26 protein-coding genes and 1 pseudogene are annotated in these 25,831 nt (G+C 42.3%); 11 read left to right on the top strand and 16 right to left on the bottom strand.

Annotation, left to right across the window (positions count from 1 at the left end):
• Entirely contained in the window at window positions 1-1,515 is a 1,515-nt protein-coding gene (locus C3007_RS07605; RefSeq protein ID WP_103853886.1) for a DHA2 family efflux MFS transporter permease subunit, read from the top strand.
• A 75-nt stretch (window positions 1,516-1,590) separates the two neighbouring features.
• Here C3007_RS07605 and crp read toward each other — a convergent pair whose 3' ends face one another.
• Genes crp through coaBC form a run of 5 tightly spaced genes read right to left on the bottom strand, consistent with a single transcriptional unit; the run spans window position 1,591 to window position 4,892 of the window.
• Window positions 1,591-2,235 carry a cAMP-activated global transcriptional regulator CRP gene (gene crp / locus C3007_RS07610; protein ID WP_103853887.1) on the bottom strand — a complete coding sequence of 215 codons (645 nt, stop codon included), beginning with the start codon at window positions 2,233-2,235 and terminating at the stop codon, window positions 1,591-1,593.
• An 18-nt stretch (window positions 2,236-2,253) separates the two neighbouring features.
• On the bottom strand, window positions 2,254-2,478 hold the full coding sequence (locus tag C3007_RS07615) for a YheU family protein (RefSeq protein ID WP_103853888.1): 225 nt from the start codon (window positions 2,476-2,478) through the stop codon (window positions 2,254-2,256).
• Between the two features lie 21 nt (window positions 2,479-2,499).
• Complete coding sequence (gene slmA / locus C3007_RS07620) at window positions 2,500-3,198, bottom strand: nucleoid occlusion factor SlmA (protein ID WP_103853889.1); 699 nt, start codon at window positions 3,196-3,198, stop codon at window positions 2,500-2,502.
• A gap of 7 nt (window positions 3,199-3,205) precedes the next feature.
• On the bottom strand, window positions 3,206-3,661 hold the full coding sequence (gene dut, locus C3007_RS07625; protein ID WP_103853890.1) for a dUTP diphosphatase: 456 nt from the start codon (window positions 3,659-3,661) through the stop codon (window positions 3,206-3,208).
• Window positions 3,662-3,680: 19 nt separating this feature from the next.
• Entirely contained in the window at window positions 3,681-4,892 is a 1,212-nt protein-coding gene (coaBC, locus tag C3007_RS07630) for a bifunctional phosphopantothenoylcysteine decarboxylase/phosphopantothenate--cysteine ligase CoaBC (RefSeq protein ID WP_103853891.1), read from the bottom strand.
• 173 nt (window positions 4,893-5,065) lie between these two features.
• On the opposite strand from coaBC, the gene radC reads away from it, so the two are divergent.
• The 4 genes from radC to mutM all read left to right on the top strand — a co-directional run bounded on the left by radC (window position 5,066) and on the right by mutM (window position 7,346).
• Window positions 5,066-5,722 carry a RadC family protein gene (gene radC, locus C3007_RS07635; RefSeq protein ID WP_103853892.1) on the top strand — a complete coding sequence of 219 codons (657 nt, stop codon included), beginning with the start codon at window positions 5,066-5,068 and terminating at the stop codon, window positions 5,720-5,722.
• A gap of 226 nt (window positions 5,723-5,948) precedes the next feature.
• Window positions 5,949-6,185 (top strand): 50S ribosomal protein L28, encoded by a 237-nt coding sequence (gene rpmB, locus C3007_RS07640; protein ID WP_011608297.1) that lies wholly within the window; start codon window positions 5,949-5,951, stop codon window positions 6,183-6,185.
• A gap of 11 nt (window positions 6,186-6,196) precedes the next feature.
• Window positions 6,197-6,367 (top strand): 50S ribosomal protein L33, encoded by a 171-nt coding sequence (gene rpmG, locus C3007_RS07645; protein ID WP_005542835.1) that lies wholly within the window; start codon window positions 6,197-6,199, stop codon window positions 6,365-6,367.
• Between the two features lie 163 nt (window positions 6,368-6,530).
• Window positions 6,531-7,346 (top strand): bifunctional DNA-formamidopyrimidine glycosylase/DNA-(apurinic or apyrimidinic site) lyase, encoded by an 816-nt coding sequence (gene mutM / locus C3007_RS07650; protein WP_103853893.1) that lies wholly within the window; start codon window positions 6,531-6,533, stop codon window positions 7,344-7,346.
• Between the two features lie 85 nt (window positions 7,347-7,431).
• Here mutM and folA read toward each other — a convergent pair whose 3' ends face one another.
• The 3 genes from folA to C3007_RS07665 are packed head-to-tail and all read right to left on the bottom strand — an operon-like array spanning window position 7,432 to window position 9,211.
• Complete coding sequence (gene folA, locus C3007_RS07655) at window positions 7,432-7,929, bottom strand: type 3 dihydrofolate reductase (RefSeq protein ID WP_103853894.1); 498 nt, start codon at window positions 7,927-7,929, stop codon at window positions 7,432-7,434.
• Between the two features lie 32 nt (window positions 7,930-7,961).
• Window positions 7,962-8,426 (bottom strand): threonine/serine exporter family protein, encoded by a 465-nt coding sequence (locus tag C3007_RS07660; RefSeq protein ID WP_103853895.1) that lies wholly within the window; start codon window positions 8,424-8,426, stop codon window positions 7,962-7,964.
• On the bottom strand, window positions 8,423-9,211 hold the full coding sequence (locus C3007_RS07665) for a threonine/serine exporter family protein (RefSeq protein WP_103853896.1): 789 nt from the start codon (window positions 9,209-9,211) through the stop codon (window positions 8,423-8,425). Before C3007_RS07665 ends, C3007_RS07660 begins: the two co-directional genes overlap by 4 nt.
• A gap of 158 nt (window positions 9,212-9,369) precedes the next feature.
• Here C3007_RS07665 and proB point away from each other — a divergent pair, with 158 nt between their 5' ends.
• Window positions 9,370-10,473, top strand: coding sequence for a glutamate 5-kinase (gene proB / locus C3007_RS07670; protein WP_103853897.1), 1,104 nt, complete (start codon window positions 9,370-9,372; stop codon window positions 10,471-10,473).
• A 56-nt stretch (window positions 10,474-10,529) separates the two neighbouring features.
• Here proB and C3007_RS11855 read toward each other — a convergent pair.
• The 4 genes and pseudogenes from C3007_RS11855 to galT form a co-directional block, all read right to left on the bottom strand.
• Window positions 10,530-11,596 (bottom strand): annotated as a pseudogene (locus C3007_RS11855) (Abi family protein).
• A gap of 146 nt (window positions 11,597-11,742) precedes the next feature.
• A complete protein-coding gene (gene galM / locus C3007_RS07680) occupies window positions 11,743-12,771 on the bottom strand; it encodes a galactose-1-epimerase (protein ID WP_103853898.1) in 1,029 nt (342 codons plus the stop codon).
• Window positions 12,765-13,922: a galactokinase gene (gene galK / locus C3007_RS07685; RefSeq protein ID WP_103853899.1), complete on the bottom strand. Its 1,158-nt coding sequence runs from the start codon at window positions 13,920-13,922 to the stop codon at window positions 12,765-12,767. The genes galM and galK overlap by 7 nt, the downstream gene beginning before the upstream one ends.
• 20 nt (window positions 13,923-13,942) lie before the next feature.
• Window positions 13,943-14,986, bottom strand: a complete 1,044-nt coding sequence (galT, locus tag C3007_RS07690) for a galactose-1-phosphate uridylyltransferase (RefSeq protein ID WP_103853900.1) — start codon at window positions 14,984-14,986, stop codon at window positions 13,943-13,945.
• Window positions 14,987-15,205: 219 nt separating this feature from the next.
• On the opposite strand from galT, the gene C3007_RS07695 reads away from it, so the two are divergent.
• The 4 genes from C3007_RS07695 to mglC all read left to right on the top strand — a co-directional run bounded on the left by C3007_RS07695 (window position 15,206) and on the right by mglC (window position 19,944).
• Window positions 15,206-16,207 carry a substrate-binding domain-containing protein gene (locus tag C3007_RS07695; protein WP_103853901.1) on the top strand — a complete coding sequence of 334 codons (1,002 nt, stop codon included), beginning with the start codon at window positions 15,206-15,208 and terminating at the stop codon, window positions 16,205-16,207.
• Between the two features lie 145 nt (window positions 16,208-16,352).
• Window positions 16,353-17,345: a galactose/glucose ABC transporter substrate-binding protein MglB gene (gene mglB / locus C3007_RS07700; protein WP_103853902.1), complete on the top strand. Its 993-nt coding sequence runs from the start codon at window positions 16,353-16,355 to the stop codon at window positions 17,343-17,345.
• Between the two features lie 52 nt (window positions 17,346-17,397).
• Window positions 17,398-18,915, top strand: a complete 1,518-nt coding sequence (mglA, locus tag C3007_RS07705) for a galactose/methyl galactoside ABC transporter ATP-binding protein MglA (RefSeq protein ID WP_103853903.1) — start codon at window positions 17,398-17,400, stop codon at window positions 18,913-18,915.
• An 18-nt stretch (window positions 18,916-18,933) separates the two neighbouring features.
• The gene (mglC, locus tag C3007_RS07710) at window positions 18,934-19,944 is read left to right on the top strand and encodes a galactose/methyl galactoside ABC transporter permease MglC (RefSeq protein WP_103853904.1); all 1,011 of its coding nucleotides are present in this window, start codon (window positions 18,934-18,936) and stop codon (window positions 19,942-19,944) included.
• Window positions 19,945-21,357: 1,413 nt separating this feature from the next.
• Here mglC and C3007_RS07715 read toward each other — a convergent pair.
• The 4 genes from C3007_RS07715 to C3007_RS07730 all read right to left on the bottom strand — a co-directional run bounded on the left by C3007_RS07715 (window position 21,358) and on the right by C3007_RS07730 (window position 24,182).
• Window positions 21,358-21,627 carry a hypothetical protein gene (locus tag C3007_RS07715; protein ID WP_103853905.1) on the bottom strand — a complete coding sequence of 90 codons (270 nt, stop codon included), beginning with the start codon at window positions 21,625-21,627 and terminating at the stop codon, window positions 21,358-21,360.
• Between the two features lie 528 nt (window positions 21,628-22,155).
• Window positions 22,156-22,944 (bottom strand): TatD family hydrolase, encoded by a 789-nt coding sequence (locus tag C3007_RS07720; protein WP_103853906.1) that lies wholly within the window; start codon window positions 22,942-22,944, stop codon window positions 22,156-22,158.
• Window positions 22,945-22,955: 11 nt separating this feature from the next.
• Window positions 22,956-23,573, bottom strand: coding sequence for an NUDIX hydrolase N-terminal domain-containing protein (locus tag C3007_RS07725; protein WP_103853907.1), 618 nt, complete (start codon window positions 23,571-23,573; stop codon window positions 22,956-22,958).
• Window positions 23,574-23,672: 99 nt separating this feature from the next.
• Complete coding sequence (locus C3007_RS07730) at window positions 23,673-24,182, bottom strand: peptidylprolyl isomerase (protein ID WP_103853959.1); 510 nt, start codon at window positions 24,180-24,182, stop codon at window positions 23,673-23,675.
• A gap of 114 nt (window positions 24,183-24,296) precedes the next feature.
• Between C3007_RS07730 and cysS the strand changes: the two genes are divergently transcribed.
• A complete protein-coding gene (gene cysS / locus C3007_RS07735; RefSeq protein WP_103853908.1) occupies window positions 24,297-25,673 on the top strand; it encodes a cysteine--tRNA ligase in 1,377 nt (458 codons plus the stop codon).
• The last annotated feature ends 158 nt before the right edge of the window (window positions 25,674-25,831 follow it).

Raw genomic sequence — 25,831 nt, forward strand, 5'->3', positions numbered from 1 at the left:
ATGCAAAAACCGATTCAGGGCGCAGCCCTTGCGGTGATGACCATTGCCCTATCCTTGGCAACCTTTATGCAAGTGCTGGATTCCACCATTGCTAATGTGGCAATACCCACCATTGCAGGGGATTTGGGTGCATCGTTCAGTCAAGGCACTTGGGTGATTACTTCATTCGGCGTGGCAAATGCGGTGTCTATTCCCATTACAGGCTGGCTGGCTAAACGCTTTGGTGAAGTGCGCTTGTTTTTAATCGCCACTGGATTATTTGTGCTGGCTTCTTGGCTATGTGGCATTTCTCATAGCCTAGGAATGTTGATTTTATGCCGCATCTTCCAAGGGCTAGCAGCAGGGCCGATTATTCCCCTTTCACAAAGTTTATTGCTCAATAATTATCCCCCTGCAAAACGCAGTATGGCACTGGCGTTTTGGTCTATGACCGTGGTAGTTGCACCAATTTTTGGCCCGATTCTTGGCGGTTGGATCAGTGATAACCTGCACTGGGGCTGGATTTTCTTCATTAATGTGCCGATTGGGCTATGTGTGATTTTTCTCAGCTGGAAAATCTTAGGCAAGCGAGAAACCAAAACTTTCCAACAGCCTATTGATATGATTGGCTTAATTCTGCTTGTGGTAGGTGTGGGCTGTTTGCAATTAATGCTTGATCAAGGACGCGAGCAAGATTGGTTTAATTCCACTGAAATCGTGGTGCTAACTATTGTTTCCGCCATCGCCTTAATTGCGTTGATTATTTGGGAATTGACGGACGAAAACCCTGTGGTGGATATTTCCCTGTTCAAGTCACGCAATTTCAGCGTTGGCTGTCTGTGTACCAGCCTTGCGTTTTTAATTTATCTCGGCTCGGTGGTGCTGATTCCTTTACTGTTACAACAAGTGTACGGCTACACTGCCACTTGGGCAGGGCTGGCGGCTGCACCAGTGGGTTTATTCCCAATTTTGCTTTCGCCAATCATCGGACGTTTTGGCTACAAAATTGATATGCGCATTTTGGTTACAATCAGTTTTATGGTCTATGCGCTAACCTTCCATTGGCGTGCCGTAACCTTTGAACCTGCGATGACCTTTGCTGATGTCGCCTTGCCGCAGCTAATTCAAGGGATTGCCGTAGCGTGCTTTTTTATGCCGCTCACCACCATTACGCTATCAGGCTTACCGCCAGAAAAAATGGCGTCTGCATCAAGTTTATTTAATTTTCTGCGCACCCTTGCCGGTTCAATTGGCACATCGCTGACCACCTTTTTATGGTATAACCGTGAGGCGGTGCATCACACCCAATTCACCGAAGCGATTAATCCTTATAACCCCAATGCGCAAGCCTATTACGATACAATGGCGCAAGTGGGTTTGAATGATACGCAAACATCAATGTCCTTAGCGCAAAGTATTACTGCGCAAGGATTTATCATCGGCGCCAATGAAATTTTCTGGCTGTCTGCCATAATGTTTATGTTGCTTTTCGTTGTGGTGTGGTTCGCCAAACCGCCTTTTGGTAATAAGCACTAGTGGCGAAAGTGAAAAAAAGAAAGAGCGGTGAAAAATTTCTAAATTTTCCACCGCTCTTTTCGTTAATAGATATTTTTATCTTGAATGATAAACCACAATAGTTTTGCCGTGAGCAGAAATAAGATGTTGATCTTCCAACATTTTCAAAATTCGCCCTACGGTTTCACGAGAACAGCCGACCATTTGACCAATCTCTTGTCGTGTAATTTTGATCTGCATTCCTTCAGGGTGGGTCATTGCGTCAGGCATTTTTGCTAGATTTAGCAAGGTTTGTGCTATGCGACCAGCGACATCAAGGAAAGCAAGGTTGCGAACTTGTCTTGATGTATTTTGTAAACGACGTGCAAGCTGCCCTGATAAATACATTAAAATTTCAGGGTTTACTTGAATAAGCTGGCGGAATTTTTTGTACGAAATTTCTGCCACTTCACAAGTCGTCTTCGTTTTCACCCAAGCGGAACGTTCCTGACCTTCTTCAAATAATCCCGCTTCGCCGAAGAAATCCCCTTGATTTAGGTAAGTTAGGATCATTTCTTTGCCGTCTTCATCTTTCACCAAAATCGCTACAGAGCCTTTGATGAGATAATAAAGGGTTTCCGCTTTTTCACCTGCGTGAATAATTGAGCTTTTGGTTGGGTATTTGTGGATATGACAATGGGATAAAAACCACTCTAAGGTTGGATCCATTGGTGGAGTGTGTTGCCCTTGTTGTTCCTGCACGGTGTCCTCCTACATTTATCATCTATGATTAAGAAATTCCATTTTATCTTTAATGTCAATGGACTCGTGTAATTCCGACCAAACAATTACAGCCTTTCCTTGACGTATGTTGGTCAGCAAGTTTTGAGTTTTCTGTTGCAGAGAAAGCTCCTGTTCACCGTAATCCGTCCCTTCACGCAGAATGAAACTTTCTGCAATATTAATGAGCGTTTCTTCTTCTAAATCTTGCCAAGGAATGATCATCATCTTACCTAAAAATTACTATTATGCAAAGTGTACCGCAATAAGTTTCCACTGTTGTTCAAAGTTCTGGTTTGAATTATGGCGAAAATTCGACCGCACATAACGCATAAACTGCCCTTCGCAGAGATTGACTAAATAAGTGGCGATGATACGCTCATCAATGCTAAAGGCGCGCCCTTCACGCAGTTTGCGCATTTGTAAAATATTCACAAATTGGAATTCTAGGCGATCGAAAAATTGCGCCACGCGTGCTTGTAATTTTGGATCTTCAAACATTAAGGCGTGGCCTGTTAGCACTCGGGTTAGCCCAGGGTTTTTGCGTGCAAAATCTAAGATCATTTGTAAAATATCGCGCACGCGGTTCATTGTGTTGGTTTCGTTTTTGATTGATTGGTTAATACGGCTAAATAATGTGCCTTCCAAATTTTCAATCAAGGCCTCGAACATTTTGGTTTTGCTTGGGAAATAGCGATATAACGCGGCTTCAGATACCCCCACTTTTTCTGCAAGACGTGCTGTGGTCATTCGTTCCATTCCTTGTTCTGAATGAAGCATATGAGTGAGTACAGTTAGCACTTGCTGACGGCGTTCTTTTACACTGCGTTTGTCGCTTTTCGGTGCTTTTTCTGTATTTTTTTCGCTGAGCTTAGCTGGATTATTTTGCTTAGTTTGCTCAGGCGCAGGCTCAATGCCTGCAATTTCCAGTTGTTCTTCGACCATAGTTCCTCTATTGTTTGCCTGAATGGCCAAATCCGCCTTCGCCACGTTCTGTTTGTTCAAAATCACTCACAATATTAAATTCTGCTTGCACCACTGGCACGAAAACTAGCTGCGCAATGCGATCGCCCACTTCCACTTTAAAAGGCTGCGAGCCACGGTTCCACATTGATACCATTAACGGCCCTTGGTAGTCTGAATCAATTAAGCCCACCAAATTGCCCAATACAATCCCATTTTTATGCCCAAGCCCTGAACGTGGCAAAATTACTGCCGCAAGGTTAGGATCGCCGATATAAATAGAAAGCCCAGTGGGGATTAATTTGGTTTCCCCCGGTTGAATTTCAAAACTTTCTTCCACCAACGCACGCAGATCTAAGCCCGCTGAACCGCTTGTGGCATAAGCTGGCAAGGGAAATTCTGTGCCAATTCGGCTATCTAAAATTTTTACGTCAATCTTTTTCATTTTTCGTTTATTCCTTCGTTCAAACTTGAGCTTGAAAGCGTTCTACAATCTGTTGCGCAAGTTGCACCGCCAGATCTTTTTTACTGCTACGCGGTAATTGCACGCTGCCATCACGCCAGAAAAGCTGGAGCTGGTTGTCATCACCATTAAAGCCTTGTCCGTTAGACACATCATTGGCGCAGATCAGATCTAAATTTTTACGCGCTAATTTGTCTTGTGCATATTGTGCAACATTTTGCGTTTCTGCCGCAAACCCCACCACAAATGGGCGATTTTCATTCAGCGCCGCCACCGCCGCAATAATATCAGGGTTTTTCACCAATTCTAAGGTGAGTGTATCGCTATCGGCAGTTTTCTTCATTTTTTGCTCGGCGATTTGCGCGATACGGTAATCCGCCACTGCAGCGCAACCAATAAAAATATCCACTTGTGGTGCAAGGGAAAGAGATGCGTCTGCCATTTCTTGCGCGGAAATCACATCAATTCGTTCCACTTGAGCTGGCGTAGGCAAATTCACTGGCCCTGCAATTAATTTGACTTTCGCGCCCCGTTTGGCAAAAGCTTCAGCGATAGCAAAGCCCATTTTGCCCGAACTATGATTGCTAATATAACGCACAGGATCAATGGCTTCGCGAGTTGGGCCAGCGGTGATAGCAATGGTTAAATGGCTAAGATCTTGTGGTGGTAACAAGATTTCGCAAAGTGCGGTGTAAATTTCCGCAGGTTCTGACATTCGCCCAAAGCCCATATCTCCACAAGCCTGTTCACCACTGTTAGGCCCAATGGTTGCAATGCCACGGGCTTTTAAACTGGCCAAATTTTGTTGGGTAATGGGTTGGCGGAACATTTGCTGATTCATCGCAGGCGCAAGCAAAATCGGTGCGCTAGTGGCAAGACAAATAGTCGTGAGCAGATCATTGGCCATTCCTGCATTTAAGCGTGCCATAAAATCTGCGCTGGCAGGGGCGATTACAATGAGATCTGCCCATTTCGCTAGTTCAATATGCCCCATTGCCAGCTCCGCTTGGGGATCAAGCAATGACTGCGCCACCGCATTACCTGAAATGGCTTGCAAGGTGAGTGGCGTAACAAATTCTGCCGCCGCTGGTGTGAGAACCACACGCACTTCCGCTTGGCTTTTGCGTAACAAGCGAATTAGCTCAATGCTTTTATAAGCCGCGATCCCACCTGTTATGCCAACAACAATACGTTTTCCTTGAAGATCTTGCATTATTTCCAATCAATCCAAATTAAAAGTGCGGTTAATTTTACTGTAATTTTCCCCAATAAAAAATTCAATTTTTCGATCTGGATCGCAAAAGTCGTAGGGAAGCCTGTCAGAACACAGCTGTCTATGTTAAAAAGATCCGCAATTTGATATTAAAAATGAAATGATCGCCACAAATGACCATCTTAATGCCACGGGAAAAACTGATAAAATTTGGCGCAGAAGCCCTTAATGATAGCGAATTATTAGCTATTTTTTTACGCACGGGAATCAAGAATTGTTCGGTAATGGAATTATCTCGTGTGGTTCTTGAACATTTTGGATCGTTGCGGCAATTAATCAGTGCGGATCAAAAAGCCTTTTGCAACGTTAAAGGCTTAGGCATTACACAATTTATCCAGCTGCAAGCCAGCACAGAAATGACAAAGCGTTATTTATTGCAAGAATTGGAAATGGCGCAGGCATTTACTCGCCCAGAGTTGGTGAGAATGTATTTGCAAACAGAGCTAGAACATAAAGAGCGGGAAGTTTTTTTGGTACTTTTTTTAGATAATCAGCATCGTCTGATCAAAAAAGAAGAAATGTTTTTAGGTACGATTAACACAGCCGCGGTGTATCCTAGAGAAATTGTTAAAAGCGCACTTTTTTGTAATGCGGCGGCGATTATTTTGGCGCATAATCACCCATCAGGCATTGCAGAGCCGAGCAATTCCGATCGGATCATCACGGAAAAGATCCAAAAAGTGGCAGAATTAGTGGAAATTCGCGTGCTGGATCATTTTGTGATCGGCAAAGGCTGTTATGTTTCTTTTAGTGAAAAAGGGTGGTTATAATAGCCATTCTGCAAGAATGAAGCGGTGGAATTGCTGATTTTTTTGTCATTTATTGCGTTAATTAAGTGATTTAGGCTTGAGTATAGCAAATAAAGTGAGTATAATTTGCCACCTTTAATATAGTATGCGGGTCGGTTACAGCGACCTGACGAGGTGGCTTGCAAACCTAGTTTGCAGTAATCCGAACCCTAAGCTCGAGCTTATATTTGATTTATTGGAGATTAATATGTCTAGAGTCTGTCAAGTAACAGGCAAGCGTCCAGCAGTTGGTAACAACCGCTCACACGCAATGAACGCGACTCGTCGTCGTTTTCTTCCTAACTTACACACTCACCGTTTCTGGGTTGAGTCTGAAAAACGTTTCGTAACTTTACGCTTAACAGCGAAAGGTATGCGTATTATTGATAAAAAAGGCATTGATGCAGTGTTAGCTGAAATCCGTGCTCGTGGCGAGAAAATCTAAGGAGCTAAAAAATGGCAGCTAAAGGTGCTCGTGAAAAAATCCGTTTAGTTTCAACAGCTGAAACCGGTCATTTCTACACAACAACTAAAAACAAACGTAATATGCCAGAAAAAATGGAGATCAAAAAATTTGATCCTGTTGTGCGTAAACACGTTATTTACAAAGAAGCTAAAATCAAATAATTTGGCTTTGATGAATTAGAAAAACCCGACTTGTTCGGGTTTTTTTATGTCTTTTATAGGCGCTTTTCTTGGATTTTAATTGATTGCCCCTATTTATAGCGTAACGCAGAGAGATTTTCATTAGAACCCAAACCCTATTTACCCCTATTCGCACGGAGAAAAAATGCCTGAATTACCTGAAGTTGAAACCACTAAAAATGGGATTTCCCCTTATTTAACCGGATTTACCATTGAAAAAATCGTGGTACGCAATCCTAAATTACGTTGGGAAGTCAGCCCACAATTAAGTGAGTTTAAGCAGGTTAAAGTGAGCCATCTTTCCCGCCGTGCAAAATATCTGATCATTCATACGGAAAAAGGTGTGATCATAGGGCATTTGGGAATGTCGGGATCTTTGCGTGTAGTGCCACAGGATAGTCCCATTGATAAGCACGATCATTTAGATATTGTGATGAATAATGGCAAGGTGCTGCGTTATAACGATCCTCGCCGTTTTGGTGCGTGGCTTTGGACGGATAATCTGGCAGATTTTCATCTTTTTGCCAAACTTGGCCCAGAACCCCTTTCAGCAGAATTTACTGGGGAATATCTGTTCAAAAAATCTCGTAAAAAACAGACCGCACTTAAAACCTTTTTAATGGATAATGCGGTGGTGGTAGGCGTGGGCAATATTTATGCCAATGAAACGCTCTTTTTGTGCGGTTTACATCCGCTGAAATTAGCCAAAAACTTAACCAAATCTCAATGCGAATTGCTGGTTCAAACCATTAAACAAGTGCTTGCCACCGCCATTGCGCAAGGTGGTACAACCTTGAAAGACTTCTTACAACCTGACGGCCGCCCCGGTTATTTCGCCCAAGAACTACGGGTTTACGGCAATAAAGATAAGCCTTGTCCAACGTGCGGGACAAAAATTGAAAGTTTAGTTATCGGACAACGTAATAGCTTTTTCTGCCCGAAATGTCAGAAAAAAGCATAAAAATAGTTAAAAAAAGCACCGCACTTTTGTATAAAGCTAATTAACCAAACGAAGGAAGGTAAGCCAAATCGACCTTCCTTTTTTGTTATGGATGCGTTCTATTAATTCGTTGTAAAATTAAAAACCGACAATCATAAGGATTATTTTCATCGGCGGGGCGATATTGCTCAAATTCAATTTGCCATTCTGTCCAATCAATTTGTGGAAAAAACGTATCGCCGTCAATTTCTGCTTGAATTTCAGTAAGATAGAGTTTATCCGCGATAGGAAGATATTGTTTAAATAGCTCACCACCGCCGATAAGCATTATTTCAGGAAAATCTTTGACAAAATCCACCGCACTGGCAAAATCACTTTTCCAAATCACGCCTTCGTGCTGAAAAGGGGAACGGGAAAGCACAATATTGGTGCGTTTTGGCAACGGACGACCAATGCTCTCAAAGGTTTTTCGCCCCATAATCACCGGCTTGCCTTGCGTATTTTGGCGAAACCACGCAAGATCAGCCGGCAAATGCCACGGCATTTGATTATCTTTCCCGATCACATTATTTTTCGTCATTGCCACAATTAAACTGAGCGTCATTTGCTTTCCTTTTATTTACCTTGCTTTGCCTATTATATTACAGGTTTTTGTCGATAGAACAATAAGCCCGGTAGCGCCAAGCCAAAAACCAATGCACCTAAAATAAAGCCAGTTTTAATAAAATAATCAATCATTTGGGCAAATAACACATCGGAAAAGCCATAATGGTGAATTTGCACAATGGCGATCATCGCTTTATAAGCATAAACCCCTGGGATCATCGGAATAATCGCCGCGACGGTAAACACTTTTGGGTGGGCAAGATAACGGTGGGATAAATGCACGCCGATAAAACCAATTAAACTTGCGCCTGCAAAAGTGGCAAACACTAAGGGCACATCAAAATGCACGAGCAAGGTTCGCAAGCCGTGTCCTAACGCGCCTAAAATCGCACAATATTTCAAAGCCTTAGGCGGAACATTAAAAACTAAAGCAAAGCCCACCGCAGGAATGGCGGCAAACAGCATATCATCGAATAAATTCAGCAATAAGGTCATTTTAATTCTCCCCAATAGGGAATGTTCAACAACGCTAGGGCAAAGACAATGCCCAAACACGCGCCAAAGGTGAGAATGGTGGCAATCGTCCAACGCCCTAAGCCCATACCAACGTGGCCTTTGAGAATATCCGCCAGCGAATTAATCAATGGAAAGCCCGGCACGAGCAAAAGCACGCTAGAAGCAAGGGCGATTTGCGGATCATTGCCTAACTGATATTTCAGCGCCATTCCTGAAATAATCGAGGCGATAAAGGCTGTAATGGAAAACACAATAATCGGATTGTAATGCCGATGGGCAAGGGCTTGGCGAATAAACATCGCAATGGCTGCGGCAACAAAGGTGATGAGTGAAATCCGACTATCACCGCCAGACAAATGGGCAAAACAGGCGCAAGATAAGCCAATCATCAGCACCACAAGATAACGGTTATACTTAAATGGCTTAATTTTCTCAAGGCGTTTTTTCACTTGGTGCAGATCATAAATACGGCGTTCGGCAGTAATCACCACCCGCTGCACTTCCGTAACAATATGCATATTTATGCCCTGATCAACATTTTTGCGTGCGGTGGTAATACAATGATTATGATAGAGCGTGGTGATAATCACCGCGTTGGGTGTTAATGCACATTCCACACTATCCATTCCCAAGGCGCGTCCTAATCTATGCGACATTTGCACCACAACAGCACTTTCTGCCCCGTGTTGAAGTAGCATTAATGCGACTTTTATACATAACCTTGTTACTTCACGTTGGCGTTCAATACGACTTTGCTCTGACATTTTGGCTAAGATAAGTTGATTAAAAAATGTCGATATTATAACGCTTTTTAGGTAACAAAGATTGTTTTAAATCATAGAAAGTGCGGTGAAAATTTAATGAAATTTTTCTCATTTAATGATAGGGTTTCGGGCATTCAACATTAACAGGAAAATTTTGTATGGAACAAAAGAAAACCATTGTCGTGAAGTTTGGTACAAGCACCTTAACCCAAGGCACAACCAAGCTTCATCGTCCACATATGATGGAAATTGTACGCCAAATCACCCAACTGCACCAAGCAGGCTTTCGCATTATTATTGTTACTTCTGGCGCAATGGCGGCAGGGCGCGATTATCTCAACCACCCACAACTTCCGCCTACTATTGCATCAAAGCAATTATTAGCTGCCGTGGGGCAAAGCCAGCTAATTCAAACTTGGGAACAGCTATTTTCCATTTATGATATTCACATCGGGCAAATTTTGCTCAGCCGTGCTGATATCGAAGATCGCGAGCGTTTTCTTAATGCGCGAGATACCCTTAACGCCTTATTAGATAACGGCATTATTCCTGTAATTAATGAGAATGATGCTGTTGCTACGGCCGAAATTAAAGTGGGCGATAACGATAATTTATCAGCACTGGTGGCCATTTTGGCACAAGCGGAGCAACTTTATTTACTCACCGATCAACAAGGCTTGTTCGATAGCGATCCAAGAAAAAATCCGCAAGCCAAATTGCTTTCCGTGGTGGAAAAAATCACTGATGATATTCGCCAAATTGCTGGCGGAAGTGGCACAACCCTCGGCACAGGCGGAATGTCCACCAAAGTCATCGCCGCGGACGTTGCCACCCGTTCGGGCGTGGAAACCATTATCGCCCCCGGCAATCGCCAAAATGTGATTGTGGATCTGGCTTATGGGGAAAATATCGGCACCAAATTTACCGTACAAACAGATCGCCTTGAAAGCCGTAAGCAATGGCTTTTTGCCGCGCCATCTGCAGGCACGATCATCATTGACGAAGGGGCAACAAGTGCGGTGCTAATTCAGCATAAATCCTTGCTTCCAGCAGGCATTGCACAAATCGAAGGGCGCTTCTCGCGCGGCGAAGTGGTGAAAATCCAACAGCCTAACGGTAAAGTTATCGCCCTTGGTATTCCACGCTACAACAGCGATGCGTTGAATTTAATCAAAGGCAAAAAATCGCAAGATATTCCGCAAATTTTGGGCTATGAATACGGCTCTGTCGCGGTGCATCGTGATGATATGGTGGTGTTGTAGATAAATCCGGGAAAAAACTACCGCACTAGAAAAGAGCGGTAGTTTTTTCATTGTTTTTATTTTAAGGCATTTTTCCAAAAGCTATCTTGATGCCAATTCTCAGGGATTCCCATATTAAACAAAGAGAGTTGGGGATATTTCTCTATTAGTGCTTTTAATCGTTTTGCCCAGCTGGATTTAGGACTTACGGTATAAAGTATTGTTTGTAGTGCTACCAATATAGAATAAATCCGGCGCTCAAATTGGATATTATTAAGCTGGTTTCGTTGTGGAATAACAGATAGCCAGCGGATTTTAGTAGAATGAGGTATTTTAATTGCAATTCCTAATTCACGATTCCAAAGGCGGCTATGGTGTGCACAAATATTGCGAATCGTATTAAACGCTTTTAGCCAAGATTCCAATATTTCCCTAGTTACGCCTAAATTAGTAGCAATTTGTTTTTTAAACTTGATGAACGTAAATGTGCGTATAAATTACTTAATTCACCCCAAGTAAGCATTTCAACCATCATCCAGCAAGGGGGAAGTTTGGGATTGTCATATTGGGATACATAATGGCGTACAAAGTTTTCTTTTTGGGCTTTTTCTATTAGGGTTTCTTTCTGCTCTCTAGAAAGGTGTTCTCTTTTTTCAATCTTTTTAATATCACGCTCTAGTTTATTCTTTTCATCTAGAAGATGTTTTTCTAGCTTTGACAAAAACTGAAAATGAGCGAATTTATGCAGAAAATGTTTCCCTTCTAAATACCAAAAAGCGCCTAAAGAATCTTTATTGTCATCTTTTTGTAAAGAAAGTACGTTACAAATTTGCGTACGTATCGCGACTTCGATACGTTCTATCGCGTCCATAACTAATAACCGAAGCTCTCTATCAAAGATATACAAATTTAAAATATCATCAAATGTAGTATTTGGCTTAAACTGATGAGGTTGTGTAGAAGATGGGGTTTGAAAAGGAATCGTATAGGCTGAAAGTCGATAATAACTAATGAATTCTAAATAACGTTCCGCGCGTTGTTCATCAGGAATGGTTAATCCTCTTTTCTTCCATTCTTTAATCAACTCAGTATTACTTTTTTCGGGTTTCTTAAAAGTAAGCATTTTATTATTGACATTCCTCATATATAAAAAAACTCGCCGATTTGTGCAATATCATTGTATATACAATGATAAGAGGCCTGGCGAGTGTGTTACTGAAGATTTTACTCAAGATAATAGTTCTTTACAAGAACTATTAATGTGTAAGGCTATACTCCAATCAAAACCATTTAATTGTTTACCCCAAACTGATACTCAATCCATTGCTTGTAAGGCCGATTTTTCTTACCAATGCCGCCGTATTTTTGCCATTCTGGGTGATTTGGGGTATCAGGCAGGTACTCGGGTTCAAGGGCGATGCCTTGATAATCTTGGTAAGTATAGCCTAGGCGATTTGGCGTGCCAGCCAGATAATTCCCTGTGTAAATTTGCAACGCTGGTTGCGAGGTGGAAAGGGCAAGGGAAAGCTGGCGATTGCTGGAAGTCAGTACAGCGCAAGGTTGCGTGCTATTGAGTAAAAAGGCGTGATCATAGCCTTTGGTGAGCTGCTGTTCTTGTTGTAAGAAATCTTGCGCGAGCGTTTTTTCTTGGCGGAAATCAAAGCTTGAGCCTTGCACTGTTTTGAGTGGCGCGTTAGGAATGCCTTGTTCGTCCACGGGTAAAAAATAGTCCGCATTCAGTTGCAGAAAATGTCCGCGTACGTCTGTGCCTTGGCTTGCGTTATCTAAATTAAAATAGGCGTGATTGGTGAGATTAAGCGGTGTGTCTGCATCACTTAGGGCTTCAAATTCAATGCGAACGCTATTTTGTTCCGTTAAGCGATAAGTGGTTTTCACTTGCACATTGCCGATAAAACCTTGATCGCCATCTGGCGAGAACAGAGAAAATTGGACAAAATTATCACCGCACTTTTCCACTTGCCAACGGCGTTTATCAAAGCCTTCGCCGCCGTGAAGTTGGTGTTTGCCTTGATTGGCGTTAAGGTAAACCGTTCTGCCATTTAAACGAAAACGGCTGTTGGCAATGCGGTTGGCATAACGCCCCACGGTGACACCTAAATAGGCTTGTTGTTTTAGGTAATCAGGCACTTGCGCGCCCAATAGCACTTCTTGTAAGCCGCCATTAACAGGCACTTGGCAAGAAAGCCAAGTTGCGCCCCAATCCATTAATTGAATGCGCATTCCTTGTTGATTGGTTAGGGTAAATAGGTTGAAGGGCTTGCCGTCTGGCGCAAGCCCTGTGTGAGATTGTCTTAACATACGGCGACCCCTTGTGAGGCGGTGCAAACATAGAAATCTTCTTTTAATCCTGTTTGTTTTTCATAGTTTTCTGCGATGATGTTACGCACGGCGTCCACCTTATCCAACGGCGCCACCACCACGATACAACCACCAAAGCCACCGCCTGTCATTCTTGCGCCGCCTGTGTTACCCACGGCAAGTTGGGCTAGTTCCACCAAGTAATCAATTTGTGGCACGGTGATCTCGAAATCATCGCGCATTGAATCGTGGGATTGTGCCATTAATTGCCCAAGTTTTGTGAGATCGCCTTGTGTTAAGGCTTCCACTGCGGCAAGCACGCGTGCATTTTCGCTAACAACGTGTTTGGCGCGTTTGGCTACGATAGGATCAAGTGCGGTGAGTTTTTCTTCCATTTTTTCGAATTGTTCTACGGACACATCACGCAAGGCTTTCACACCAAAAAATTCTGCCGCTTGTTCACATTGCGCGCGGCGTGTGTTGTATTCACCTGCCACTAAATCGTGTTTAACGTGCGAATTGACAATCATCACTGCTACATCATTGGGGACAGGGGTTGGCTGAGTTTCAAGGCTGCGGCAATCGATCATTAATAAATGATCTTTTTGTCCAAGGGCAGAGATCAGCTGATCCATATTACCGCAATTCGCGCCCACAAATTTGTTTTCTGCTTGCTGCCCGATTAATGCCAGCTGGGTATCGCTGAGTGGAAGTTGTGCGAGCTGTTGGCAGAATTTTCCCACCGCCACTTCAAGAGAAGCTGAAGAACTTAAGCCCGCAGAAAGTGGGACGTTACCACTAATCACTAAATCCGCGCCTTGTTTGAAGTCGGGACATTGCGCTTGAATAAATTTCACCACGCCACGCACATAGCCTGTCCATTTGTGGGCGGGATTAGGCTCGATCGGTTTGGCAAGATCAAATTCGTCAAATTCATCAAGATCGGCGGCATAAACACGGAAAAGGCTGTCATCACGCTTTGCACCGCATACTGCTGTGCCGTAATTAATCGCGCAAGGCATTACAAAGCCGTCATTGTAATCCGTATGCTCGCCGATAATATTGACACGCCCAGGGGCATAAACACGCAGATCAAAAGTGCGGTGGAATTTTTCGGAAAATAATTGTTCTGCTCGTTGTTGTGGGTTCATTGATTATCTCCTTTTTTGATTTAGCGTAATTTGTAATGAATATCGCTTAAGGCGCGTAATCTTTCTGCCGCTTGTTCTGCGGTGAGATCGCGCTGGCTTTCGCCTAGCATTTCATAGCCCACCATAAATTTGCGCACCGTGGCAGAGCGTAATAATGGAGGATAAAAATGCGCGTGCAGCTGCCAATGATCATTTTCTTTGCCATTAAATGGGGCAAAATGAAAACCCATTGAATAAGGGAAAGAGGTTTCAAACAGGTTGTCATATTTGGTGGTGAGCAACTTCAAGGCAAGCGCCAAATCTTGCTGTTGTTCAGGGCTGAGCTGAGCGAAATTTTTAATATGAACTTTTGGCAGTAATAAGGTTTCAAAAGGCCATACAGCCCAATAAGGTACAAGGGCAACCCAGTGTTTGGTTTCCACCACAATGCGTTCTTTCCGCGCTAATTCACGTTGCACATAATCCACCAATAGCACTGAACCGTGTTTTTCAAAGTAACGTTGTTGCGCTAAATCTTCTTGCGCTACTTCATTCGGCAGAAAACTGTTTGCCCAAATTTGTCCGTGCGGGTGCGGATTGGAACAGCCCATTGCCGCACCTTTATTTTCAAAGATTTGTACCCAAGGATAACGCTGCCCTAGCTCGTTAAGCTGAGCTTGCCATACGTCAATCACACCAACAATTTCTTCCACCGTGAGTAATGGTAAGGTTTTGCTGTGATCCGGTGAAAAGCAAATCACGCGGCTTTCCCCTTCAGCAGCGGCAGTTTGGAAAAGGGGATCATCACTCGGCGCGGGGGCTGGCGTTTGTTCTAACAAGGCGGAAAAATCATTTTTAAACACAAAGGGTTTGCGGTAATCTGGGTTTTGTTCGCCTGTAATGCGTTTATTGTTTGGGCAAAGGTAACAGCTTGGATCATAGCTCGGTTTTTGCTTTTCTTCATTTTTTTCTTGCTGACCTTGCCATGGACGTTTTGCTCGATGGGGAGAAACCAATACCCAGCGATCGATAAGCGGATTATAGCGGCGGTGTGGATGATCTGCCGCAACAAATTGTTCAGACATAATGTTCTCCTTAAGTGAAAATATGAAAGCGGTTACAAAAATAAACTGTTATAAAATAGCAGATTGCCAAAAATAAACTATTAACTAGATCACAAATTGAGAAAGAAGTGCGATTTTTTTGTGATGTAGTTTTCATTTTTTAAAGTAAGCGTTTTCAATCATAGAAAATTCTTTATATGATAAGTGCGGTGTAAATTTGCAGAATTTTTAGGGGAGAAGATGATTACCATTCGTGATGTAGCAAAACAAGCGGGCGTTTCAGTGGCAACGGTTTCGCGCGTGTTGAATAATCATTCTTCTGCCAGTGAAAAGGCACGCCTTGCAGTGCAAAAAGCGGTGCAGGAATTGGGCTATCACCCGAATGCTAATGCGCAAGCCCTTGCCTTGCAAAACACTGACACCATTGGCGTGGTGGTCACTGACGTTACCGATCCTTTCTTTGCGATTTTAGTGAAAGCAGTGGATAAAGTGGCGGAACAGCACAACAAAAGCATTTTGATCGGCATTGGCTATCATAATGCGGAAAAGGAACGTAACGCCATTGAAACCTTGCTACGCAAGCGTTGTAGCTGTTTGGTGGTTCACGCCAAAGCCTTGAGCGATGAAGAACTTAGCCAATATTTAAGCCGCATTGCGGGAATGGTGGTGATTAATCGCGTGGTACAAGGCTACGAAAATCGCTGCGTGAGCTTGGATAACACCAAAGGTACGTTTATTGCCACGGAAAATTTAATCCGCCTTGGGCATAAGCACATTGGTTATATTGGTTCAAATCATAAAATTAATGATGAAAAAGAGCGTATTCAAGGTTATTTGAATGCCCTTGCGCAGCACAATTTGCCAATGGCAGAACACCGTATTGCGCACAGTTCCCCTGATTTTGAAGGAGGCGAGCAGGCGATGATCCATTTGTTGAGCTACAATTCTGATCTAACTGCTGTGGTGGCTTATAACGACACAATGGCGGCAGGAGCAATTTCAGTGCTGAATGAAAACAATATCAACGTGCCGAAACAATTTTCCATTATCGGCTTTGATGATATGCCCATTGCCCGTTATCTGATCCCTAAGCTCACCACGATTCGCTATCCCATTGATTTAATGGCAACTTATGCGGCAAATCTGGCGTTAAGTTTGGTGGATACTCGCGTTAATACGCCGATTCATACCCAATTTAATCCCACCCTAGTCAGACGATTTTCCACAGAACCCTGCGATTAATTTATGATCACCGTCACATTTTTGAACATTTTTTGTAATCGTTTACAGTAAGTGTGAGAGGGATCACAGTCTTACAATTTATTTTCTTATATGCTTAATTGCGCTAGAGGTAAATTTTCCACTAAACAATTAAGGAGCTATCCCTATGAAAAGAATCTCATTAAAAATCACCGCACTTGCTTTAACCTTGGGGCTTGCTGGTACTGTTGCTCAAGCAGCGAATCGTGTGGGGGTAACTATTTATAAATATGATGACAACTTTATGTCATTAATGCGTCAAGAAATTGACAAAGAAGCTAAACAATTTAAAGACATTGAATTGTTAATGAACGATTCGCAAAATGCCCAGTCGGTGCAAAATGACCAAGTTGATGTGTTGATTTCTAAAGGGGTGAAAGCCCTTGCGATTAACCTTGTGGATCCAGCGGCTGCGCCAACCATTATCAAAAAAGCACAGTTAGAAGATGTGCCTGTGATTTTCTTCAATAAAGATCCTGGTGCGAAAGCCATTGGCAGTTATGAGCAAGCTTATTATGTAGGGACTGAGCCGAAAGAATCTGGCGTGATCCAAGGCCAATTAATTGCGAAACACTGGAAAGCTAATCCTGCCTATGACTTAAATAAAGATGGCAAAATTCAATATGTATTATTGAAAGGTGAGCCAGGCCACCCAGATGCGGAAGCGCGTACGAAATATGTGATTGAAGAGCTAAATAAAAACGGCATTGAAACCGAACAACTCTTTATCGACACAGGAATGTGGGACGCGGCATTAGCTAAAGATAAAATGGATGCGTGGTTATCAAGCCCGAAAGCCAACGAAATTGAAGTGATTATTTCTAACAATGACGGTATGGCAATGGGCGCATTGGAGGCCACCAAAGCACATGGTAAAAAATTACCAATCTTTGGTGTAGATGCCTTACCAGAAGTGTTACAGCTAGTTAAAAAAGGTGAAATGGCAGGTACAGTGTTAAACGATGGTGTAACACAGGGTAAAGTGATTGTGCAATTTGCCGATAACCTAGCAAAAGGTAAACCAATTGCAGAAGGCACAAACTGGAAATTAGAAAACAAAGTATTGCGTATCCCTTATGTTGGCATTGACGCAGACAACTTAAATGATTTCTTAAAATAATTTTATGGGCATATAGGGGAAGGCTTTCTTCCCCTTTTCTATGGGGTTGGCTATGACAGAACACACACCAAATACCCAAGAAGTCTTGCTTACAATGACCAATGTAAGCAAAACCTTTCCGGGCGTTAAAGCTTTAGACCGGGCAAATCTCACCGTGCGTTCTCACTCAGTACACGCATTAATGGGGGAAAACGGTGCGGGCAAATCCACCTTGCTGAAATGTTTATTTGGCATTTATGCTAAAGATGAAGGTGAGATTCTCTTTTTAAATCAACCAGTTAATTTCAAAACGTCAAAAGAAGCACTTGAAAACGGCATTTCAATGGTTCACCAAGAACTCAATCTTGTGCGCCAGCGTAATGTAATGGATAACCTTTGGCTAGGGCGTTATCCACTAAAAGGCGTGTTTGTCGATCACGGCAAAATGTATCGCGATACCAAAGCCATTTTTGATGAATTGGATATTGATGTTGATCCTAAAGAAAAAGTGGCAAATCTCTCTGTTTCACAAATGCAAATGATTGAAATTGCAAAGGCTTTTTCTTATAACGCAAAAATTGTGATTATGGACGAACCCACTTCATCACTATCTGAAAAAGAAGTGGAGCATTTATTTAAAATCATCGAAAAGCTCAAAGAACGCGGTTGTGGAATTATTTATATTTCGCACAAAATGGACGAAATTTTCAAAATTTGCGATGAAATTACCATTTTACGCGATGGCAAATGGATCAACACCGTGCCAGTCAAAGGCAGCACGATGGACGAAATTGTGGCAATGATGGTAGGGCGTGAGCTCACGCAACGTTTCCCTGAAAAAACCAATACACCACAAGAAGTGATTTTAGAAGTGGAACACCTAACGGCACTGAACCAACCTTCTATTCAAGATGTCAGCTTCCAGCTTCGTAAAGGGGAAATTCTTGGCATCGCAGGACTTGTTGGGGCAAAACGGACAGACATTGTGGAAACCATTTTTGGCGTGCGTGAACGTAAAACGGGCGAGATCAAATTGCACGGAAAAACAATGAAAAATCGCACCGCACTTGAAGCCATTAATAACGGTTTTGCGTTGGTGACGGAAGAACGCCGCTCCACAGGGATTTATTCTAACCTAAATATTGAATTTAACTCATTGATTTCAAATATGAAATCTTATTTAGGGCAGCTAGGCTTGCTAAGTGGTGAGAAGATGAAAAGCGACACCCAGTGGGTGATCGATGCAATGAACGTGAAAACGCCATCGCACAAAACCACCATCGGATCGCTTTCGGGCGGAAACCAGCAAAAAGTGGTCATCGGGCGTTGGTTGCTTACTCAGCCTGAAATCTTAATGCTTGATGAACCAACGCGTGGCATTGATATTGGGGCAAAATTTGAAATTTACCAACTAATTATGGAACTCGCTAAAAAGGACAAAGGCATTATTATGATTTCTTCTGAAATGCCAGAACTGCTAGGCGTAACAGACCGAATTTTGGTAATGAGTAACGGAAAAGTGGCGGGAATTGTTGAAACCGCAAAAACTTCGCAAGAAGAAATTCTGCAACTTGCAGCGAAATATCTCTAATTTAGAAGGAAATGAATTATGTCAGCTTTAAAACAAAATAAATCGCTAGATTTCCTTAAGCAAAACGCTATTTACTTTGTGCTGTTGGTACTTCTTGGCATTATCATTATGCAAGATTCCAGCTTTTTGAGTTTAAGAAATTTTAGTAATATTCTTACCCAATCTTCTGTGCGTTTAATCATCGCTCTTGGTGTGGCAGGCGTGCTGATCACACAAGGGACAGACTTATCCGCAGGACGTCAAGTGGGGCTTGCTGCGGTAATTTCAGCCACATTGCTACAAGCAATGGATAATATGAATCGCGTCTTCCCAAATTTAAGTGAAATTCCTATTCCTGTGGTGATTCTTACCGTCTGTGTGGTGGGCGCAATTATTGGCTTAGTAAACGGGATTGTCATCGCTTATCTTAATGTAACGCCATTTATTGCCACAATGGGAACGATGATCATCGTGTACGGGATCAACTCGCTTTATTATGATGCGGTGGGCTCATCACCAATTGCAGGTTTTAACGAACAATTCTCTACCTTTGCCCAAGGCTTTTTCCGCTTAGGTAGCTTTAAACTTTCCTACATCACCATTTATGCGGCCATTTGTGCTGTGTTTGTGTGGGTGTTATGGAATAAAACACGCTTTGGTAAAAACATCTTTGCCATTGGTGGAAACCCAGAAGCGGCGCGTGTTTCAGGGGTAAACGTAACCCGTAATCTTGTGGCTATTTATATGATTGCAGGGGTATTCTATGCTTTTGGTGGTATGCTTGAAGCAGGGCGTATTGGTAGTGCCACTAATAACCTTGGTTTTATGTATGAACTTGATGCCATTGCAGCTTGTGTGGTGGGCGGCGTATCCTTCGCTGGTGGTGTGGGAACGGTGCTTGGTGTGGTAACTGGGGTATTGATTTTCACCGTGATCAACTATGGTTTAACCTACATCGGCGTAAACCCATATTGGCAATATATCATTAAAGGTAGCATTATCATCTTCGCTGTAGCTATTGACTCGCTCAAATACGCGAAGAAAAAATAAGTGCGGTGAAAAATTCGCAAAAAAATTACCGCACTTAATCTTTCCTAATTAAATAAGATAATGCTACATCAAATGGGCTGACACATAGGTCAGCCCTTACATTTTTGTATTATATATTCTAGCGTGGTGTTAGGTAGAATATGTTTATTGCTCTATATTTTGTGATTTTGTTTTTGTTGGTAAATTGTCTATTTTCAGGTGGGGCGGACCAATGTGTTCGCCCGAAATAATATGGATTGATTTTGATGGATTACAAAAACTTCCCCAAAAAACACCGAGCTTAATCTTTCCTACATTAACTAAGATAATGCTATATCAAACGGGCTGACACATAGGTCAGTCCCTACATTTTTGTGTTCTCTATTCTAGAGTGGTGTTAGGTAGAATATGTTTATTGCTCTATATTTTGCGATTTTGTTTTTGTTGGTAAATTGTCTATTTTTAGGTGGGGGCGGACCGATGTGTCCGCTCGAAATCATATGAATTGATTTTTTAATGGATTACAAAAACTTACCAAAAAACACCGCACTTGGTTTTTCCTACATTAACTAAGACAACGCAACATCAAACGGGCTGACACATAGATCAGCCCCTACATTTTTATATTCTATATTCTAGCGCGGTGTTAGGTAGAATATGTTTATTGCTCTATATTTTGCGATTTTGTTTTTGTTGGTAAATTGTCTATTTTTAGGTGGGGGCGGACCGATGTGTCCGCCCGAAATCCTATGAATTGATTTTTAATGGATTACAAAAACTTCCTCAAAAAACACCGCACTTAATTTTTCCTACATTAAATAAGATAACGCAAACATCAAACGGGCTGGCACATAGGTTAGCCCCTACATTTTTATGTTCTATATTCTAGCGTGGGGTTAAGGTGGGATATGTTTATTGCTCTATATTTTGCGATTTTTTTTGTTGGTGAATTGTTTATTTTTAGGTAGGGGCGGACCGATGTGTCCGCCCATATATCGTTTTCAATAATATGCGTTGATTTTTTAACAAAGCCGTTAAGTAGGGGGGGCTTTAGCCTACCGAAAGGATAAATTGTGTTGAACGGTGGGCTGAAGCCCACTCTACCCACACATACTATAAAGCAAAAAAACCTTGTAATTAAGCAAGATTTCTTCTGTTGAGCTATGTATTTATTAACGTGGGCGTGCTCTAGTACCACGTTTCTATAATAAGAGTAAAAAAATCAAACATTATGAATTTGTTATTTTCTGATAAATGATAAAATACACATACGGAATATAAAACGGTTAATAAAATGTTAATGAAGCATCTTGAACTATGAATTGCTCTTTATCACAACGTTTTTTACAGAGAAAGCCCATTGCTAAATGAAATCGTCCTTACCATTAAGAACAAATTTATTCAATTACCGTTTTGAATTGAATATTTAGTCGTTTAGTTGATGTCAAGGATATCCAAACGGATAGCATGCGTTAAGCTGTTTTCATCAATAAGTTGTTCAAATAACCTTATTACAGTTGCTGATTTAGTATTAGGCAAGCCTTCATAAAGGAGTAAAAAGCGGCTGAAGTTATCACTGATGGTTAAGGAATAACACCATTTTTTATTACCTAACAGGAATTGCCCTTTGAAATTTGCGTTCCATGTTGTGTTTGGCGCTGGCATATTCGAAAAGGTAACGATGTTATTAGGTTGTACTACCAATCTCCCCTCTTTAGTAAAGAGGGGAGATTGTTTTTAAAGACACTTCGTCTCTTTTAAACATTCAAAAATACCCACCGCACTTTAAAATTTAACCAATCTATTCCTCGTCCAAACCGCCCGAATGGAAATAAAATTTTTAGAAAAATCACGCCGAGCGAGAGCATAGCGAACATCAGGCTGATTTTTCGTTAAGAAAATTTTATTGGAATGAGGAAAAGTGAGTTCGTCAAATTTCTCACTTACAGACAAGGCATTTTGTCGAAGACAGTACTTCAGTACGGCAAGGCAAAATAACGCAGTCTGGAAGTAAGAGAAATTTGACGATGATCGGGGTTCTTTTCTTTGCTTACTCTCTTTTGGGTAAGCAAAAGAAAGTAGGTCGCTCAACCAGCGAAACTCGTTCTTAACTACAAAGAGAAAAGCGATTTTACGATAAAACAAAAACCTTACTTTTCTCCATTCGGGTAAACAAAAGAAAGGAAGTCGCCAACGGCGAAATCCGTTATCAATCCCAACGAAAAACAACAATCACCCAAATAACCCAACACTATTCCCCCAAATCCGTGCTTCAATCTCATCTGGGCTTTCTGCCCTTAATTCACATAACACCTTGAATGTTTCTCGCACGCGCATTGGGCGGTTCGGTTGGCCTTGGAAACCGAATACTGGCATATCGGGGCTGTCGGTTTCGAGTAATAAGCTGTCTAACGGCAGGCGTTTGATGGTTTCGCGGGTTTTGTTGGCGCGGGCGTAGGTGATGACGCCGCCTACACCGATTTTATAGCCTAAATCGACAAAGCGTTTGGCTTGTTCATAGCTGCCTGAAAAGCCGTGTACCACGCCGGTAACGCTAAGTTGTGCGGTTTTTAAGAAGCGATAAAGATCTTCGTGGGATTTGCGCGAATGTAGATTGACAGGTAACTGATTGGCTTTGGCTAGGCTCAGTTGCGCTTCAAAAAATTCGCATTGTTTTTGCCATAATTCAGGGGTTAATAACTCTGGCACGCCTTTTTCTAAGCCAATTTCCGCCACGGCAGAGAGATTTTTAGGACGATTGACAAGACGTTGCGCCAATAAGTCTAAATCCGCTACGCGATGCTGCTTGATATATAACGGGTGCAAGCCCAAGCCATAGTAAAGCTGCTGGGGATAAAGTGCGGTGATTTTTTCAATATTTTTAAAATCCTCTGCTTGCACTGCTACCACGAGCATTTTCTCAACGTCAGCTTGTTGGCTTTCTTCCATCAGTTCTGCCAACGGCTGTTGGGTTGTCGCGAGTAAATAATCGAGGTGAGTGTGAGTATCAAAAAATGGCACGGGAATTCCTGTTAATCAAAAATGGTCTGCCAATGCTCGGCTTGGTGTGCCTGAAAACACATTTTTATTTGTGCTTCCGTGGTTTTGCCTGTAGCCAAAGGCGGTAAGTCGTGTAAGGAAAAATAGCCACTGGCTAAAGTTTCGCTGTTTGGCATAAATTCTCCCCCTGTAGCGCGGCAGTAAATAAACACTTTACACACATTATGCGCAAGCGCTGGTGGATTATTTTTCGCGTGATCTTGCAAGGCGATAACAAATTCAGCAACGGCATCTAGCCCCGCTTCTTCCTTGACTTCTTTCACCACATTTTCTTTTACCGTGGCAATCACATCACACCAGCCGCCGGGTAATGCCCATAAGCCATTTTCTTCTTGCACGAGCAAAATTTGGTCATCTTGAAAAATTGCCGCTCTGGTATCAATTTTTGGCGTTTGATAGCCCGTTTCGTTGCAAAATAGCTGGGTTACGCGCGCTAAAGGCAAATCCGATTGAGCTTGCAACATTTCGGCGCTGATTTCTCTGATACGTTGAAAACGCTCCAAATCAAATTTATTGTTAGAATAAAACAAGCCCGCTTGTGCCAAGCCTTGCAATTCGATTATCCATTGCAACCATTTTTCATTTTGCATTGTGATCTCCTTAGCAAAGTGCGGTAAAAAAAGTGCGGTGGAAATTTTGGCTATTTTAAAAGGAGGCAAGCCTCCTTTATTCATCAATATGCGTCAATCTTATTCTACGGTAACAGACTGGATCACTACGTCGTCCACTGGCACGTCTTGGTGGAAACCTTTGTTGCCTGTTTTCACACCTTTGATTTTATCCACCACGTCCATTCCTTCAATCACTTCACCGAACACGGCATAGCCCCAATCTTGCACCACTTCTTTGCCAAACATTTCTTTTGAACGATAATTCAAGAACGTGTTGTCTGCCACGTTAATAAAGAATTGCGCCGTTGCAGAATGTGGATCAGAGGTGCGCGCCATTGCGATTGTGCCACGTTTGTTGCTTAGGCGATTGTTGGCTTCATTTTTGATTGGCGCGTTGGTATTTTTTTCACGCATACTCGCTTCCATTCCACCACCTTGGATCATAAAACCATCAATAACACGGTGGAAAATTGTGTTATCATAAAAGCCATTTTTGCAGTAATTTAAGAAGTTTTCCACGGTGTTCGGCGCTTTTTCACTGTTTAATTTAATTTTGATGTCGCCCAAATTTGTGTGTAATGTAACCATTGTCATCGTAATATTCCTCTTGTGTATCAAAGGCGGTTATTATTTCACAAAAGTGCGGTATAATTCCAGCTCATTTATTTTGTCTAATTTCATCACTTCAAGAGAAACAAACAAATGCTAAAAATTTTCAATACCTTAAGTCGAGAAAAAGAAGTTTTTACCCCCATTCACCCGAATAAAGTGGGAATGTATGTGTGCGGCGTAACCGTTTATGATTTATGCCATATTGGCCACGGACGCACCTTTGTTTGTTTTGATGTGATTGCACGTTACTTGCGCTATTTGGGTTACGATCTCACTTATGTGCGCAACATTACCGATGTGGACGACAAAATCATTAAACGTGCCTTAGAAAACAAAGAAACCTGCGATCAGCTTGTGGATCGTATGGTAACAGAAATGTACCGCGATTTTGATGCGCTCAATATTTTGCGTCCGAATGTTGAACCGCGCGCCACCCACCATATTCCAGAAATCATTGATATTGTTGAGAAATTAATTCAACGTGGACACGCTTATGTGGCAGAAAATGGTGATGTGATGTTTGATATTGAAAGTTTTCCGCAATATGGCAAATTATCGCGTCAAGATCTCAGCCAACTGCAAGCAGGCGCACGAATTGAGATTTCAGAAATCAAGAAAAACCCGATGGATTTTGTGCTATGGAAAATGTCTAAACCGAATGAACCAAGCTGGGATTCCCCTTGGGGCAAAGGCCGTCCGGGCTGGCATATTGAGTGTTCCGCAATGAACAGCAAACAGCTAGGCGATCATTTTGATATTCACGGCGGTGGCTCCGATTTAATGTTCCCACACCACGAAAATGAAATTGCCCAATCTTGCTGCGCGCACGACGGCCCTTATGTCAATTATTGGATTCACTCGGGAATGATTATGGTGGATAAAGAAAAAATGTCGAAATCTCTTGGCAATTTCTTCACCATTCGCGATGTGTTAAATCACTATAACGGCGAAGTGGTACGTTATTTCTTACTCACCGCCCATTACCGCAGCCAGCTTAATTACAGCGAAGAAAACCTTAACCTTGCGCAAGGCGCATTAGAGCGTTTATATACCGCATTACGCGACACCGATGCTACTGTCGCCCCACAAGGCGGTGAAGAATTTGTCGCCCAATTTAAAGAGGTGATGGACGATGATTTCAATACGCCAAATGCCATTTCTGTACTATTTGAAATGGCGCGTGAAATCAATAAATTAAAAGGCGAAGATAAAACCAAAGCAAATCAACTTGCTGCACGTTTGCGTGAATTAGGCGATATTTTAGGCTTATTACAACAAGATCCTGAAAGTTTCTTACAAGCAGGTGCTGACGATGATGAAGTGGCAAAAATCGAAGCCTTAATCAAACAACGCAACGAAGCCCGCGCTGCCAAAAACTGGACCGCCGCCGATGAAGCCCGCAATCAACTCAACGCAATGGGCATTGTGTTAGAAGACGGTGCAAATGGTACGACTTGGCGTAAGTAATCTTGATAATAATGCAACTTACGGTAGTTTCATTTATTATGTGGTAAGCTTCTATCATTATTGAATTTGCTTACCATAACTTGCTTTTCATATTTTGAATTTGGGTTATCAATGGCATTTACTATATATAGTGAGAATTTTCTCTCGTTGAGTTAAAC

This window comes from Avibacterium gallinarum, from assembly GCF_002921135.1.
GTDB lineage: Bacteria > Pseudomonadota > Gammaproteobacteria > Enterobacterales > Pasteurellaceae > Avibacterium > Avibacterium gallinarum.

What these genes read in the sequence shown, in the direction of transcription:
- mglC (WP_103853904.1), top strand. Translation starts at nt 18,934, where the DNA reads ATGTCAGCTTTAAAACAAAATAAATCGCTAGATTTCCTTAAGCAAAAC.
- mglA (WP_103853903.1), top strand. Translation starts at nt 17,398, where the DNA reads ATGACAGAACACACACCAAATACCCAAGAAGTCTTGCTTACAATGACC.
- C3007_RS07660 (WP_103853895.1), bottom strand. Translation starts at nt 8,426, where the DNA reads ATGACCTTATTGCTGAATTTATTCGATGATATGCTGTTTGCCGCCATT.
- galK (WP_103853899.1), bottom strand. Translation starts at nt 13,922, where the DNA reads ATGAACCCACAACAACGAGCAGAACAATTATTTTCCGAAAAATTCCAC.
- C3007_RS07605 (WP_103853886.1), top strand. Translation starts at nt 1, where the DNA reads ATGCAAAAACCGATTCAGGGCGCAGCCCTTGCGGTGATGACCATTGCC.
- C3007_RS07665 (WP_103853896.1), bottom strand. Translation starts at nt 9,211, where the DNA reads ATGTCAGAGCAAAGTCGTATTGAACGCCAACGTGAAGTAACAAGGTTA.
- rpmG (WP_005542835.1), top strand. Translation starts at nt 6,197, where the DNA reads ATGGCAGCTAAAGGTGCTCGTGAAAAAATCCGTTTAGTTTCAACAGCT.
- galM (WP_103853898.1), bottom strand. Translation starts at nt 12,771, where the DNA reads ATGTTAAGACAATCTCACACAGGGCTTGCGCCAGACGGCAAGCCCTTC.
- folA (WP_103853894.1), bottom strand. Translation starts at nt 7,929, where the DNA reads ATGACGCTCAGTTTAATTGTGGCAATGACGAAAAATAATGTGATCGGG.
- galT (WP_103853900.1), bottom strand. Translation starts at nt 14,986, where the DNA reads ATGTCTGAACAATTTGTTGCGGCAGATCATCCACACCGCCGCTATAAT.
- C3007_RS07615 (WP_103853888.1), bottom strand. Translation starts at nt 2,478, where the DNA reads ATGATCATTCCTTGGCAAGATTTAGAAGAAGAAACGCTCATTAATATT.
- proB (WP_103853897.1), top strand. Translation starts at nt 9,370, where the DNA reads ATGGAACAAAAGAAAACCATTGTCGTGAAGTTTGGTACAAGCACCTTA.
- mglB (WP_103853902.1), top strand. Translation starts at nt 16,353, where the DNA reads ATGAAAAGAATCTCATTAAAAATCACCGCACTTGCTTTAACCTTGGGG.
- coaBC (WP_103853891.1), bottom strand. Translation starts at nt 4,892, where the DNA reads ATGCAAGATCTTCAAGGAAAACGTATTGTTGTTGGCATAACAGGTGGG.
- dut (WP_103853890.1), bottom strand. Translation starts at nt 3,661, where the DNA reads ATGAAAAAGATTGACGTAAAAATTTTAGATAGCCGAATTGGCACAGAA.
- slmA (WP_103853889.1), bottom strand. Translation starts at nt 3,198, where the DNA reads ATGGTCGAAGAACAACTGGAAATTGCAGGCATTGAGCCTGCGCCTGAG.
- C3007_RS07725 (WP_103853907.1), bottom strand. Translation starts at nt 23,573, where the DNA reads ATGCAAAATGAAAAATGGTTGCAATGGATAATCGAATTGCAAGGCTTG.
- cysS (WP_103853908.1), top strand. Translation starts at nt 24,297, where the DNA reads ATGCTAAAAATTTTCAATACCTTAAGTCGAGAAAAAGAAGTTTTTACC.
- radC (WP_103853892.1), top strand. Translation starts at nt 5,066, where the DNA reads ATGACCATCTTAATGCCACGGGAAAAACTGATAAAATTTGGCGCAGAA.
- mutM (WP_103853893.1), top strand. Translation starts at nt 6,531, where the DNA reads ATGCCTGAATTACCTGAAGTTGAAACCACTAAAAATGGGATTTCCCCT.
- rpmB (WP_011608297.1), top strand. Translation starts at nt 5,949, where the DNA reads ATGTCTAGAGTCTGTCAAGTAACAGGCAAGCGTCCAGCAGTTGGTAAC.
- C3007_RS07730 (WP_103853959.1), bottom strand. Translation starts at nt 24,182, where the DNA reads ATGGTTACATTACACACAAATTTGGGCGACATCAAAATTAAATTAAAC.
- C3007_RS07695 (WP_103853901.1), top strand. Translation starts at nt 15,206, where the DNA reads ATGATTACCATTCGTGATGTAGCAAAACAAGCGGGCGTTTCAGTGGCA.